This is a genomic window from Saccharothrix longispora (genome assembly GCF_030852425.1).
GTDB classification, from domain to species: Bacteria; Actinomycetota; Actinomycetes; order Mycobacteriales; family Pseudonocardiaceae; genus Actinosynnema; species Actinosynnema longispora.
In genome coordinates, this window is record NZ_NSDM01000030.1 from 1 (window position 1) to 14,651 (window position 14,651).

Annotated in this window: 11 protein-coding genes; 8 read left to right on the forward strand and 3 right to left on the reverse strand. The window is 71.3% G+C overall.

Annotation, left to right across the window (positions count from 1 at the left end; all coding sequences use genetic code 11):
* Positions 1–210: 210 nt before the first annotated feature.
* The 7 genes from CKY47_RS37160 (at position 211) to CKY47_RS35560 (ending at position 9,881) form a co-directional block, all read left to right on the forward strand.
* Complete coding sequence (locus tag CKY47_RS37160) at positions 211–651, forward strand: transposase domain-containing protein (RefSeq protein ID WP_371320793.1); 441 nt, start codon at positions 211–213, stop codon at positions 649–651.
* Positions 652–1,414: 763 nt separating this feature from the next.
* Positions 1,415–3,271 carry an Agd3-related carbohydrate-binding protein gene (locus tag CKY47_RS35535; RefSeq protein ID WP_306750780.1) on the forward strand — a complete coding sequence of 619 codons (1,857 nt, stop codon included), beginning with the start codon at positions 1,415–1,417 and terminating at the stop codon, positions 3,269–3,271.
* Positions 3,268–5,397, forward strand: a complete 2,130-nt coding sequence (locus tag CKY47_RS35540) for an Agd3-related carbohydrate-binding protein (RefSeq protein ID WP_306750781.1) — start codon at positions 3,268–3,270, stop codon at positions 5,395–5,397. The genes CKY47_RS35535 and CKY47_RS35540 overlap by 4 nt, the downstream gene beginning before the upstream one ends.
* Positions 5,394–6,845, forward strand: coding sequence for a GT4 family glycosyltransferase PelF (gene pelF / locus CKY47_RS35545; RefSeq protein ID WP_306750782.1), 1,452 nt, complete (start codon positions 5,394–5,396; stop codon positions 6,843–6,845). Before CKY47_RS35540 ends, pelF begins: the two co-directional genes overlap by 4 nt.
* Positions 6,842–8,215 carry a hypothetical protein gene (locus CKY47_RS35550; RefSeq protein ID WP_306750783.1) on the forward strand — a complete coding sequence of 458 codons (1,374 nt, stop codon included), beginning with the start codon at positions 6,842–6,844 and terminating at the stop codon, positions 8,213–8,215. The genes pelF and CKY47_RS35550 overlap by 4 nt, the downstream gene beginning before the upstream one ends.
* A gap of 17 nt (positions 8,216–8,232) precedes the next feature.
* Positions 8,233–8,973: a nucleotidyltransferase family protein gene (locus CKY47_RS35555; protein WP_306750784.1), complete on the forward strand. Its 741-nt coding sequence runs from the start codon at positions 8,233–8,235 to the stop codon at positions 8,971–8,973.
* Positions 8,961–9,881, forward strand: a complete 921-nt coding sequence (locus CKY47_RS35560; protein WP_306750785.1) for an NAD-dependent epimerase/dehydratase family protein — start codon at positions 8,961–8,963, stop codon at positions 9,879–9,881. Before CKY47_RS35555 ends, CKY47_RS35560 begins: the two co-directional genes overlap by 13 nt.
* Positions 9,882–9,934: 53 nt before the next feature.
* Here CKY47_RS35560 and CKY47_RS35565 read toward each other — a convergent pair whose 3' ends face one another.
* From CKY47_RS35565 to CKY47_RS35575, 3 genes are read right to left on the reverse strand one after another with little or no spacing between them, the layout of a single operon-like run.
* Positions 9,935–10,885 carry an NAD-dependent epimerase/dehydratase family protein gene (locus CKY47_RS35565; RefSeq protein WP_306750786.1) on the reverse strand — a complete coding sequence of 317 codons (951 nt, stop codon included), beginning with the start codon at positions 10,883–10,885 and terminating at the stop codon, positions 9,935–9,937.
* A complete protein-coding gene (locus tag CKY47_RS35570) occupies positions 10,882–12,192 on the reverse strand; it encodes a nucleotide sugar dehydrogenase (RefSeq protein ID WP_306750787.1) in 1,311 nt (436 codons plus the stop codon). Before CKY47_RS35570 ends, CKY47_RS35565 begins: the two co-directional genes overlap by 4 nt.
* A gap of 33 nt (positions 12,193–12,225) precedes the next feature.
* On the reverse strand, positions 12,226–13,074 hold the full coding sequence (locus tag CKY47_RS35575) for a glycoside hydrolase family 191 protein (protein WP_306750788.1): 849 nt from the start codon (positions 13,072–13,074) through the stop codon (positions 12,226–12,228).
* Positions 13,075–13,524: 450 nt separating this feature from the next.
* Between CKY47_RS35575 and CKY47_RS35580 the strand changes: the two genes are divergently transcribed.
* A complete protein-coding gene (locus tag CKY47_RS35580) occupies positions 13,525–14,622 on the forward strand; it encodes an integrase core domain-containing protein (protein ID WP_306750789.1) in 1,098 nt (365 codons plus the stop codon).
* Positions 14,623–14,651 lie beyond the last annotated feature (29 nt).

Consider the following 14,651-nt stretch of genomic DNA (forward strand, 5'->3'; position numbering starts at 1 on the left):
GGGCCGACAGCGGACTCATCCACAAAATCGGCCCCGGCCTCTACGCCGCCACGACATGGCCGCCGACTTCCCTGCAGAAGCACGGAAACCCTCAACTACCCGGCCTTGGGTCAAGTCCCGCGTGTCGTGGTGGTGGAGCAGCGGAACCCCGGGTAGGAGCAGAGGGCTGTCAAGACCGTCCTGCTGGTGAGGGGTCCTGTTGCGCGATCAGTGTGCCGTCTCTGCATCCGGGCTGGCCGGCGGCGATGCGGAGGGTTTCTCCTACCCGGTCACTTGGGCGAGCTGACTCGTCACCTTCCTGTCGAACTTTTCGACGCCATCGTGGAGGAGACCCAAACCGTTCAGAGGCGGATGCTGCGCCGGCCCTGCCGCGCCGGAGTCTGCTTCGTGTTGACGCCGGCGTTGTTCCCGTCGCTGGTGTACCTACGAGTCCGGGACAGGTTGACCGCAGGGCTGGGGCCAAGCCGGCACCCGCGTCCCAGCGAGAAGGCGTTGCGCGACTTGCGGCGCCGGCGGACGGTCGCCTTCGACGGGCGCACCCGGATCGGGGGGTGGCGGCAAATCGTTCGGCTAGGTGAACTTGAGCCGACCACCATCGGAGGACCACCGGAGTCGAGGGTTGCTCATCACCGGTCGTCCGCGTCGAGGTGATCGTCGAGCGGTAGGCCCGTGACGAGGGCTCCACGTGGGATCCCGGTGCGCGCTCACTCGTGCACCACACCGCCCTCATGTCGAAACCCAGGGAGCACAAGGACACGGCGTGTCGACCGGGTGCGTCACACCCCGGCCGGGGCACCACTCAAGGGTGACTCCACAGTGGACCGGATACGGCGGGTGATCAGTCGACGCCACCCGTCAATGCGCTCCACCGCCGATCCGGCCCAGCGTCCCTATGCTGGGCCGAGTCCGACAGGAGGGCTGTGACCGTGCGGTACTCGACTTCTGGCCATTTCGCCGAAGGAATGGCGACGAACTCCTCGGCGACTCCTCCGGTGGCCGGGCCGGTCCGGCGACGACCCGGCCACCTGGTCCGGGACGCGCCCGCGGCCGGATCGGGACCCACGCCACTCCGGGAGCGCGCTGCCGCGGGGATGAGACCCCGGTGACGACGAAAGACTCAGCCCGCGAGAACACCGTCTTTCCCACTGATCGGAGTCGTGCCATGGCGGTTTCCCGCGCGCGTACGAAGTTGCTCACCGCATTCCTGGCCCTGCTCGTCACCGTCATCGCGACTCCCCCCACCGCCTCGGCCGGCGATGCGGTCCGCGCTGAGGGACGAAAGTCCGCAGAGGACGTCTCCCCCCGCGGCGACGTCGGCCGTCGTGAACCACCGACGCCACCGGAGCTGACCGTCGTCGGAGGCGCAATTCCCCCGGTCGCGCAGCCGGTCAGCGCGTCGGGGAGCGACGAGGTCGTGCTGCGACCGCTGGTGATCGCCGTCGACTCCGCCGACTTCGGCTTGCCCACGTGGAAGGCCGTGCTCGACCGGGTCGGCACGCCCTACGACGTCCTGTCCGCCGAGACCGAGCAGCTGACCGCGGACCGGTTGGTCCGTCCCGACGGCGTCGGACGCTACAACGCGATCCTGCTGACCGACAACGCCCTGCTGCACCCCGACGGCTCCGGCGGCCACGTCAGCGGGCTCGACGACGCGGAGTGGCGGGCGCTGTGGGCCTACGAGCGCACCCACGGAGTCCGACAAGTGTCGCTCTACACGTCCTGGGGCACGTTCCCGGAGGACTACTGCCTGCGCCCCGGGACAGAGGGCGGCATCACCTCCCCGGTCCGGTTGTCGCTCACCGCGGCAGGCGCGGAGTTCTTCGACCGGCTCAAGCCGACCGCGCACATCCCGGTCGCCCACTCCTACGCCTACAGATCCACGCTCGCCCCGGGCTGCGCGGCCCAACCCCTGCTGACCTTGGACGACCACGTCATGGGGGTGGTCGGCACCTCCGCGGACGGCCGTGAGCGGGCTGCCCTGACCTTCTCCTCCAACGAGCACCTGGCGCAGACCGACCTGCTCGGGTACGGGCTGCTGCGCTGGGCCACCCGGGGTGTGCTCGCCGGCGAGTCCAGGCACTGGATCAACGTGGACGTGGACGACTGGTTCAACACCGGCGACCACCTGCACGAGGACGGCCGCCTCGACACCGATCCCGGCTTCCGACTGAGCGGAACGGATGCCGCGGGCGTCGCCCAGCAGCAGCGGGACCTGCGCACCGACCACCCGTTGGCCGGGGACTTCGCCCTGAACCTGCCCTACAACGGCGGCGGCCTCGACCCCGACGCACCCGCGCGGTGCGCGCCCGCACCCACCGGTGACGCCTTGACCAGCTACTCCCGCTGCCTGGCCGGCGAGTTCCGGTGGCTCAACCACACGGTGCACCACCCGGCGCTGGACTTCACCACCTACGCGGAGAACGAGGCCGAGATCGGGGACAACCTGGCAATCGCCCGACAGGCCGGGCTGACCGTGCCCACCGAGGTGCTCAAAACACCCGCCTACTCCGGGCTGGGCGTGTACCACCCGGACCCGGACGCGGCTCCCACCGCCCCACCGACGGACTTCGGGCTGACCTCGTCGAACAAGGCGCTGCTCGACGCCGCCCACGACCTCGGCGTGCGGTACCTGCACGGCAACATGTCCTTCGCCGGCCACCGACCGGGCTGCTTCAACTGCGGCACCCGCCACCCGCTCCAGCCCGACGTGCTGGTGGTGCCGGACTGGCCGACCAACATCGGCTACCACGTCACCGCCCCCGCCGAGCAGACCTACTTCTACAACAACCTGCTCGGGGGCAGCGGCGGGTTCCCCTCCTCCGATCTCACCTACGAGGAGATCGTCGACCACGAGTCCGACGTCGCGCTCCGGCACGTCATGACCGGCTCGGCGTACGCGCACACCCTGCACCAGGGCAACCTGAGGCAGTACTCGCAGCTGCGCAGCCTGGCGTTCGACTGGCTCCGGGCGGTCGTGGAGAAGTACTCCGCCGCGTACCGGGTGCCGCTGCGCAACCCCGACTGGCCGGCCCTGGCTCGGTACGTCGACGCGCGCACCGCCCACTTCACCGAGTGGGGAGCGGGCCGGGACGCGGTGTGGGACAAGCGCACCAACACCGTCAGCTACACACCCGCCGGCGCCGGCTGGCTGTTCTTCACCGGCGTGACCGCACAGGGTGGTGTGGTCGACGTGTACGGGACCGACGCGGTGACCCTGGTGCGGACCACGGCCGAGGTCGCGCTCGTGGCCACCGCGACCCCGCGCGCATGAGGCCGGGCGGAATCGGTTCGCGGCTGCGGGTTCCGCTGCTGGCTGCCGTCACCCTCGCGGCGGCCACGATCACCCTGTCCAGCCCGCCGGCAACAGACACCGCCGTCGTGGCGGACACCTCCGTCGTGCCGGAGGTCGACGAGCCGCCCCCCGCACCCGCGCCGCTGCGCACCGCGATCAAGCAGCGGGTGCCGGTGCGGGTGGCACGGCCGGCGGGAGTCGTGGCGAAGCCGGGCGATCTGGTGGCGCTGCGCCAGCTGGTCGTCGCAGCCGGCGCCGACGACATCGGCCTGGCCACGTGGCGGGCGGTGCTGGACGGGATCGGCACACCGTACGACGTGCTGCTCGCCGCAGAGGAGCAGCTGACACCCGAACGGCTGGTCGGCCCGGACGGCGTCGGCCGGTACAACGGCATCCTGCTGACCGACGGGGCCTTGTTGCGCGACGACGGGAGCGGCACGTACGCCAGCGCGTTCGACCCCCCGGAGTGGGAGGTGCTCCGGGCCTACGAGCGCGGTTACGGCATCCGCCAGGTGACGTTGAACGCGCACCCCGGCACATCGCCGGAGGACCACTGCCTGCGCGACGGTTCGGAGGGCGACGTCGGCGTGGAGCCGGTCGGGCTCACGCTCCCCCCTGCCGGTGCCGAGGTTTTCGACTACCTGCGCCCCGAGGCGGTGGTCCCGTTGACCTCCGCCCACCTCTACCGGGCCGCGCCGGCACCCGGCTGCTCCGCCGACCCCGTGCTGGTCGCACCGGGCGGGGTGGTGGGAGTGGTCAGCCGATCCCCTGACGGCCGCGAGCGCATGGCGTTGACCTTCTCCACCGGGCCGGACGCCACACCCACTCCCCTGCTGGGCTACGGCCTGGTGCGCTGGGCGACCCGCGGGGTGCTGCTCGGCGAGCACCGGCACTGGTTCACCGTCGACGTGGACGACTGGTTCAACGCCACGACCCGGCGGCGACCCGACGGCGGCACCGAGTTGTTCCGACTCGACGGCCGGGACGCGGTCGCGGTCCGCGACCAGCAGCGCGCGCTGCGGGCCCGGCACCCGGTGGCCGCCGGGTTCACCCTCACCCTGCCCTACAACGGCAGCCGCTTCCGCCCCGAGGTCCCGGCGACCTGCGCCGGAAGCGGCACACCGGACACGTTGAGCAGCTGCTCCAAGAGCCTGGTCGACGAGTTCCGATGGGTGAACCACACCGCCACCCACCCGCAGATGAACGACACCCCCTACGACGTGAGCCGCGATGAGATCGTCCGCAACCTCGACATCGCCGCGCGCGGCGGGTTGCCGGTGCCGTCGGAGGTCCTCAAAACCCCGGAGTACTCCGGGCTGGGCGTGCACAACCCGGACCCGCGCTCCACCTCGCCACCGACGGACTTCGGGCTGGCGGGCTCCAACAAGGCGATGCTCGACGCCGCGCACGACCTGGGGGTGCGGTACGTGCAGGGGAACATGTCCTTCGCCGGTCACCGCCCGGCGTGCGCCAACTGCGGCGTCCGCCACCCGTTGCGGCCGGAGGTGATGGTGGTGCCCGACTGGCCGACCAGCATCGCGTTCGAGGCGACCGACCCTGCCGAACAGGTCGCGCTCTACAACGCCCAGTACGGCCGCGGCGGCCACCGGCCGGACCACGGCGACCACGACCTCTCCTACCGGCAGGTCGTGGACTCCGAGGCCGACGTCGCGCTCTGGCACCTGGTGAGCGGCTCGGTGTACGCCCACACGCTGCACCAGGGCAACCTGCGCGAGTACGAACCCGGGCGCAGCCTGGCGTTCGACTGGGCCGATGCCGCGGTGGCGGCGTACGCGGCGCTCTACCGGGTGCCGTTGAAGAGCCCGGACCGGCGATCGCTCGCCGAGTACGTCGAGGACCGGACCGCGCACTTCGCCGAGCTGGCCGCCCACCGTGACGCGGTGTGGGACCGGGCGACCGGCACCGTCACCTATACCGCGGACGGCGACCGGGCGCTGTTCCTGACCGGCATCGACACCCGGCCGGCCACCGATGCCGACCGGTCCGCCCCCGACGAGGCGGAGGTCTACGGGTCGGACGTGGTATCCCGGCTCGGCCTGAAGCGCGGCGAGACCGTCACCGTGATGGCGAGCCCCCGGCCATGACCACCCGTCGACAGCGACCGCTCACCGGCTCGGCCCTCCCGACGCGGGCGTTGAGGGTCGCGCTGGTCTCCGAGGGTGCTTACCCGTACTGCGCCGGTGGCGTGAGCCTGTGGATCGACCAGCTCGTGCGCGGTGTGGCAGGGCACGCCTTCACCGTCGTCGCGCTGACCGTCGACGGCTCGGAGCGCCCCACCTGGCCGGTCCCGGCGAACGTGGAGGTGGTGAACCTCCCGCTGTGGGGTCGACTCCCGCGCCGGCCGCGGGGCCGGCCGCGGGATTTCGCCGCCGCCCACGAGGCTTTCCTGCGGTCCTTCATCCCGTACGCCGAGGGCGGTGCGGACGTCGTGCTCGCGGCGCTGCGCCGGTTGTTCGAACTGGCCCAGAACTCGGACGTGTGCTCGGCGCTGGTGTCCAACGACTCGGTGGACCGGCTGATGGCCGTGGCGGCGGACGCCGGGTACCCGCTGTCGCTGCGCGACGCGGTCACCGCCACCGACCTGCTGGAGCACCTGCTGCGGCCGCTGTCGCACCCACCGATCCAGGTCGACGTGTGCCACCTGGCGATGAACGGGCCCAGCGCGCTCGTGGGGATGGCCGCCAAGTGGGCGCACGGCACGTCGCTGATGATGTCCGAGCACGGCGTCTACCTGCGCGAGCGGTACCTCGCCGCGGTGGGGACCCACAGGTCGCACGCGGTCGAGCGGCTGCTGCTCGGCTTCCACCGCGCGCTGGCCTGCGCCGCCTACCGCTGTTGCGACGCCCTGGCCCCGCACTCGGCCTACAACCGGCGCTGGCAGCTGCGCAACGGCGCCGACGAGGAGCGGGTGCGGACGATGTACAACGGCATCGACCCCGCCATCTTCCCCGTGGCCGGCGCGGAACCGGCCGAGCCGACGATCGTCTTCGTCGGCCGGATCGACCCTCTCAAGGACCTGCACACCTTGATCCGGGCGTTCCGGATCGTCCGCGGCGAGCTGCCCGAGGCCCGGTTGCGGATGTTCGGTCCCGTGCCGCCGGTCAACCGGGACTACCACACGAGCTGCCTGGACCTGGTCGACCGACTCGGCCTGTCGGGTGCCGCGGTCTTCGAGGGCCGGATTCCCAACCAGGTCGACGCCTTCCACCAAGGCCACCTGGTCGGGCTGACCAGCGTGTCGGAGGGCTTCCCGTTCAGCCTCATGGAGGGGATGTCGACCGGTCGGCCGCCGGTGTGCACCGATGTCGGCGGGGTGCCCGAAGCCGTCGGTGATGCCGGGATCGTGGTGCCGCCGCGGGACCACGCGGCGTTCGCGGACGCGTGTCTGGGGCTGCTCACCGACGGTGAGCTGCGCAGGCGCCTGGGTCGGCTCGCCCGGCAGCGCGTGCTGGAGAACTTCACCCTCCAGAGGTGGAACGACGGCTACCACGCCCGGTACGCCGAACTGGCCCTCGCCGGCCGATCCGGATGACCATCGCCGACCTGACCGGGCGGGTCGGCCGAGTGCTGCCCGACCCGGTGGACGAACTACAGGTGGCGGCGGTGCTGGAAAGCCTGGGTGTCACCGACCGGACCGCGGTCGAGGTGTACCGGGCGGCCGACGTGTTCGACCTGGCCCGGCAGGTGTACGAACGGCTGCCGCACGTGGGCGAGGGCGGCCGGCACGCCGCCGATCACCGCTCACCGGCCCCGCGCTCGTGGTACGACGTGGTGCACGGCCCGCTGTACCTGCTGCCCGCGGTCGGCTACCCGGCGGTGTTCACCGCGCTGGGCGGCCCGGCGGCGATCCGGGCGCTGGTGCTCGCCACGACCGTGGGGTGGCTCTGGGGAGCGGGCACCGTCTGGATCGCGCACCGAGTGCTCCGCTCGGGCGCCGGTGGGGTGACGGGCCGGCTGCTGCGCGTGCTCGCGACCGCGGGCGCCGCGCTGGCCGCGGTGGGCGCGCTCGCGCTGCCGTCCCCCAGTGGCGGCCCGGTCGCGGTGCTGTTCGTGATGGCGCTGACGGGCTATCAGATCGCCTCGGGAATCCTGGTCTTCTACCACCGGGAACCACTGGTCCTCCTCACCTCGCTGCCGGTCGTGCTCGGCGGGGCGGGGTATCTGGTGTCGGGCCTCGCCGACGCCCTCGTGAGCCCGGTGCTGCTGTTCGGCTGCGCCTCCGCCGCGGCGACGTTCGGCCTGGCGTTGTTGGTCACCCTGCGCGCCGAGGACGCGCCCGGCGCCCGACCACCGGGCGCGCGGGCACTGGTGCTCGGGGCGCTGCCCGTCATCGGGCACACGGCGTTGTGCGCGGCATTCCTGTTCTACACCGATGTCCGGTTCATCGGCGGCGCGGTCGACCTGGCCGTGGCGGCGGCACCGCTGGCGCTCGGCATGGGCGTCGCGGAGTGGCGGGCCAACCGGTTCTTCGAGCAGGCCGCCGAACTGCTGCGGGAGCGGCGTCCCACCGCCTGGTTCCGCAGCGCGGTGTGGCGGATGCTGCTGCGGGAGCTGGCCAACTGCCTGGTGGTCCTCGGCGGGCTCGCCCTGGTCCTGCTGGCCTGCCTGCGCGTGACAGGTCTGCTGACCTCACGAGGCGCGCTGCTGGTCGACGCCCACGTCGTGCTCGGTGGCGCGTTCTTCCTGGGGTTCGTCCTGATCCGGACCGGCCGCCTGCCGCGGTTGCTGGCCGTGCTGGCCGGCGTGCTGATCGCGGACGTCGCCCTGGCCGAGTTCGTCGTCGCCGACGCGTGGGCGCCCCACGCCCACGTGCCGGTGTTCCTGCTGTGCGGCACCGCGTTGGCACTGCTCATGCTGTCGACGCTGCGCACGAGCGTCGGTGAAGTCCACCACTACCGTTGACCAGGAAGGGATTCACCATGCACGCGGTGATACTCGCAGGCGGCCGAGGAGTGCGACTGCGGCCCTACACCACGTCGTTGCCCAAGCCCTTGATGCCCATCGGCGGGGAGTACGCGATCCTCGACATCATCCTGCAGCAGTTGCGGGCACGCGGATTCGACCGCGTCACGCTCGCGATCGGCCACCTCGGCCGGATGATCCGCGCCTTCGTCGGCGACGGTGCGCAGTGGGACATCGAAGTGGACTACCACGAGGAGGAGACGCCGCTGTCCACCATCGGTCCGCTGCTGAATTTCCTGGACCAGCTCCCCGAGCACTTCCTGGTGATGAACGGCGACGTGCTCACCGACCTGGACTACGGCGAGCTGCTGGGCCGGCACGTGACCGGCGAGGCTCCGTTGACCGTGGCCACCCGCAGGCGCGAGGTGCGGATCGACTTCGGCACGCTGGAGACCGTGGAGGGCAGGATCGTGGATTTCATCGAGAAACCGGTCCTGTCCTACAGCGCGAACATGGGTGTGTACGCGTTGGCGCGCAAGATACTCGCGCCGTACCCGCGCGATGTGCACTTCGGGTTGGATGCTCTGGTGCTGGACCTGCTCGCCCGGGGTGAGGACCTCGCCGCCTACGAGTTCGACGGCTACTGGCTGGACATCGGCAGGCCCGACGACTACGACGAGGCCAACCGGTGCTTCGAACGGCTCCGCTCGAAGCTCCTGCCCGCCGAACAGCGGCAGGTGCGTTCGTGCGCGCGCTGAAGGTGGTGCTGTTCGGCGCCTCCGGACACCTCGGCCAGTGGGTCGACCGCGCGCTGACCGCCCGGTCGGAAGACATCGCGGTGGTGCGCGTCGGGCGCGGCGCGGCGCTCGCACCCGACCGGGTCCGGTACGACCTGGTCACCGGCGACCCCGCCGGACTCGACGGGCTACTGGAATCGGTCGCGCCGGACGTGGTGGTCAACTGCGCCGGACGGCTGGACGGCACGGCCGCGGAGCTGGTCGCGGCGAACGTGACGGCGGTGGCCCGGCTGCTCGACGCGATGCCCTCCGCGGCGCCGGGCGCCCGACTGGTCACGGTCGGTTCGGCGGCCGAGTACGGGGTCGTCCCGGAGGGCCACCCGGTCACCGAGGACGCGCCGGAGCGTCCGGTCTCCCCCTACGGGGCCACCAAGTTGGCAGGCACGGCCCTGGTGCGGGCGGCCGTCGCCGCGGGACGGCTGGAGGGGGTGGTGCTGCGGGTGTTCAACCCGATCGGCCCCGGGACGTCCACCGGGACGGTCCTGGGCCGCGCCGCGGCCGCCCTCCGCGCGGCCGCGGCCACCGGTGAGCGGGTCGTCCGGCTCGGTCCGCTGGACGCCCACCGCGACTTCGTGGACGTGCGCGACGTCGCCGATGCCGTCGCCGGCGCTGCGCTCGCGCCCGCGCCGGTCGACCCGGTGCTCAACGTCGGCCTGGGGACCGCGGTCCTGGTGCGGGAAGCGGTCGAATTGCTGGTGGAGACGTCCGGCTTCAGCGGGCGGGTGGCGGAGTCCGGTGGGGCGTCGGCCCGGTCCGGCACGGTGGGCTGGATCGCGGCCGACCCGACCAGGACCCGACGGGTCCTGGGGTGGTCGCCGCGGCACGACCTGGCGTCGTCCGTGCGCGACGTCTGGGCGTGGTCGACGTGAGCGGCCGGACACACGGGTGGGCGCGCCGGCGGCGCGCCCACCCGGTCCGGGCGTCAGGACCCGTGCTCCCGGTACCAGTCGAAGGTCCGGCGCACGCCGTCGTCCAGTGCCACCTTCGGCTCGAACCCGGTCAGCGCCCGCAGTCTGGTGAGGTCCGGACAGCGGCGCCGGACCGAACCGCGGGGCGCGGGCACCCGGTCCAGGGTCGGCGCGTGCCCGGCCACCCGCAGCACCAGCTCGGCCAGCTCGCCGATGTTCGTCTCCGCCGTGTCGTCGCCGATGTGGACGATCCGCCCCCGCGCCTCCGGCACCGCCATCAGTCGCACCACGGCGTCCACCGCGTCGTCCACGTGGCAGAACGCCCGGAACTGATCGGTCCCGTAGACCCGGAAGGGGTCCTCGCGCCGCAGCGCGCGCAGCGACAGCTCCGGGATGACGTGATCCGAGCCCATCCGCGGCCCGTAGACGTTGTGGAACCGACCGATCACCGCCGCGACGCCCTTCGCCCGACAGGTGTGCACCACGGCGCTCTCACCCCACATCTTGCTCACCGCGTAGGCGAAGCGCGGCGCGGTGACGTCCTCCACCACCAGCGGTGTCGTCTCAGGGGTGGGGAACGGCACGACACCGGTCTCCACCCCGCCGGCGTAGGTCTCGCTGGTGGAGGCGAAGAACAGCTGCTGGTGAGGCCGCAGCCAGTCCAGGGTGTTGAGCACCGACAGGGTGTTGACCCGTAGGACCCGGGCCGGGTCGGCCTCGACGTTGCGCACCCCGACCACCGCCGCGAGCAGGTACACCTGCTCGACGGTGGCGGGCAACGCCGTGAACGACGCGGGGTCGGTCAGGTCGGCGGAGAGCACCCGGACGCCCAGCGCGGTCAGCTCCGGGTCGTCCCGGCCGCGGGAGAAGTCGTCCACGACGATCACCTCGTGCCCGTCGGCCAGCAGCCGGCGCGTCAGGTGCAGACCGATGAACCCGGCGCCGCCCAGCACCGCCACCTTCACCGCGCCACCGGCTCGTAGCCCAGGCCCGCGTAGCGGACGCCGTGGCCAAGCACCCGGTTCGCGTCGAGTACCCGCCATGAGTCGTAGACCAGCCGGACCCCCGACCCGGGCAGCAGGGCGTCGACGTCCAGCCGCTGGTAGTCGGGGTGGTCGGTGGTCACAAGCACCGCGTCGGCCTCGCCGAACCCGGCGACCAGGTCCACGGGGTCGCCCCCGTGCCGCCGGATCATCTCCGCCCCCACCAGCGGGTCGTGTCCGAGCACCCGCAGACCGGCGGCGGTGAAGGCGGGCATCATGGCCGTGATGGGGGTGCCGCGCATGTCGTCGGTGGCCGGTCGGCCCTTGTACGCCCAGCCGAGCACCAGCAGCGTCCTGCCTCGCGGGCTGCCGATCATCTCCACCACGCGGTCGGCGACGTGCACCGGCATCCCCTCGTTGACCTCTCGCGCCGCGCGGATCAGCGGCGGCGCGTACCCCGTCCGCTCGGCGGCGGCCAGCAGGAGGTACGGGTCCTTGGACAGGCAACCACCGCCGACGTACCCGGGTCGGGCGATGTCCGGCCGCGGGTAGTCGGTGTTGGTCGCGCCGATCACCTCCAGCGGGTCCAGGCCGAGCCGTTCGGTCAGCCGCGCCACCTCATTCCCGAAGGAGTAGATGACGTCGGTGTGGCAGTTGTTGACCAGCTTCACCAGCTCCGCGGTCTCCGCGCTGGACACCGGGACCACCTTGTCCACCAGTCCGGAGAACAGCGCGACGCCCAGCCTCAGGCTTTCCTCGTCCACCCCGCCGACGACCTGCGGCAGCTCGACCAACTCACGCAGCGCCTGGCCCTGGATCGTGCGCTCGGGCGCCACCACCAGCCGCGCCGAACCCCACGCGTCGAGCAGCCGGGGCAGGACCACGGCGCGGGTGGCGCCGACCGGGACCGTGCTGCGCACCACCACCAGCGTCTTCGGTGAGCACCGCTTGGCGACCTGCTCAGCCGCCTCCGCCAGGTTCTCCAGACGCGGCTCGTGACCGGAGGGGTCCACCGGAGTGGAGACGCAGATGATCGCCGCGTCCACCCCGCCGTCGGGTAGTTCCGGCACCGGGAAGATGCGCCTGCCGACCCACTCCTCGAACACCTCCTCGACACCGGGTTCGAAGAGGTGCGGCCGGCCGCGGGACAGCGCGCCGAGGACCGCCTCCTGGGTGTCGACACCGTGCACCTCGTACCCGCGCCGGGCCATCGCCGCGGCGAGCGTGATGCCCACGTACCCCATCCCCACTACCCCGATCCGACGTGACCGCGGCGATGTTCCGATCACTACTGGCTCCTCACTCCTGACGCGCTCCGCAGTTCACGGGCACGGCGCACTGATCCGGTCCAGCGACCGCACGGTCGTGTACCCCTCGAACCCCTCCTCGCGGTACCTGCGGCATGCCTCGGCGAGGTTTTCGGGGATGACGGCGTAGTCCACGGCCAGAACGGTCTTCCCGGCGTCGCGGACCCTCCGGGTCGCCGCCAGATCGGTGGCGCAGAAGTCCGCGGCGCACGGCACGTCGGTGGCCCGGAAGAACAGCTCCTCCACACCGATGCCGTCGACCGCGTCCAGGTACCCCGGGTGCTCGGCCAGTTCCGGGGAGTTCTGCGGGTAGACCTGGAAGCGCGGGTCCGCGCCCTTGCCGTACTCGCTGATCCGCACGATCAGCTCGACCATGCGCTGGCCCAGTTCAGCGCGGTCGAGGTCGGGCACCGACGCCCGGTTGATCTCCTCGTACGCCAAGGGCGTGTCCAGGTAGGCGCCGTCGAAGCCGGCGCGCAGCGCGCGGTCGATCCGGGGGCGGACCACCATCTCCCACCACTCCGGTTCCCAGTACCGCGCGAAGTGCTCGCCGGGCCAATCGGACCACTCGTGCAGCAGCAGTCCCGCGTCGCGGATCGTGGCGAAGTCGGGGCGGAAAGACTCGACCGAGCCGATCTCGAAATAGGCGAGCACCTCTGTGCCCGGCTCGCGCAACGCGGCGATCTCCGCGGCGCTGAAGTAGGACTCGCCGGCGTCCCGTGCCAAGTCGATCACCGCGTAGCGGGCGTGGACGCCGACCAACTCGTCGAGCCGGTCGTCGCGGTATCCCTGCAGCTGGTAGACGAGCCCGCTCAACAAGAAGCCCTCCGATCCACAACCAGGTACGACCAGGACGGACAGCATGACCAGGACGGAACAGATAATGGAGGAGCGACGGCACAGTCTCACCATGTCGAATGACTTTCTCACCCGTCCGGGCTACTCGGTAAAGTTGCAGGAGGCTGGTCGCAACGTGCTGACAGGCCGGATTTCGACCGGCGAAAGGAAGTCACATATGACGGATCCAGAGTTTCTGGGATCATACTGTCGGCCGACGGCCTGCAGCCGCCCATTCCGGTGCGTTCAGCGCTCGAAGCTCCTGTTGGCCGAAAGCCGTCAGCCTAGCAGGAGGTGATGCGCCCCTACGAGTGGTGACGGCCCTGAATCCGGACCGGTCGAGAGGTTGCCAGCGATGTGCCTGCCGACAACCTCATCCATTCAGGTGAGAGTGCGGTCGGGACAAGGGCTCGGGACGGCCCATGAGGGTGCTCGTGTTCCACTGGCTCGGCGTCTGGCACGGCACGATGACCGGCTGTGCTGCTTCGACTGGCCTACCTGGGCATGACCAACACGTTCGCGCTGCTGCGCCTGCTGCCCATGAGCGACCGGGACAAAGACACGGAGATCCTGGCGCTACGCCACCAGATCACCATCCTGCAACGCCAACTCGGAGACACCCGTCCACGGTTCTCCCCCGCCGACCGGGCGTTCCTCGCGGCGCTGCTGCACCGCCTCCCGACCACCACGCTTCATCAGCTTCGACTGCTGGTCCGTCCGGAGACGGTGCTGCGATGGCACCAGGACCTCCTCGCCCGCCGCCACGCAGCCAGGTCCCACCCCAAGCAGCCCGGCCGACCACGAACCATCCGCTCGATCCGCCTCCTGGTGCTGCGCCCGGCACGCGAGAACCCCACCTGGGGCTACCGACGCATCCACGGCGAACTCCTCGTCCTCGGTATCAAGATCGCCGCGTCCACCGTCTGGCAGATCCTCAAGGACGCCGGGATCGAACCGACACCCGAACGCACCACGACGACCTGGCCGGCCTTCCTCCGCTCACAAGCCGACGCGCTCCCGGCCTGCGACTTCTTCGAGACCACCACCCTGAACGGCACCCGCCTCCACGTGCTCGCGGTCATCGAGCACGCCAGCCGCAGGATCCGAGTCCTCGGCGCCACCGCGCACCCCACCACATCCTGGGTCACCCAAGCCGCCAGAAACCTCGCCATGGACCTCGACGACGAGGGCCGACACACGCGGTTCCTGATCCGCGACCGCGACGGGAAGTACCCGGCACCATTCGACGCCGTCCTCGCCGACGCCGGCATCCAGGTCGTCCTCAGCGGAGTCCGGATCCCGCGCATGAACGCGATCATGGAACGCTGGATCCACAGCTGCCGCCGCGAACTCCTCGACCGAACGCTGATCTGGAACCAGCAGCACCTGCTCCACACGCTGCACGAGTACGAGCGCTTCCACAACACCCACCGACCCCACCAAGGCATCCACAACGCACGACCACTACAACCACTGCCACAGCCAGCCCCCGATCAGGCGACCCTCACCCGCCTCGACATCCACCGACGGCAACGACTGGGCGGCATCCTCAACGAATACCACCACGCCGCCTGACCTGCACGGACGACATTTCGGCAAGCACA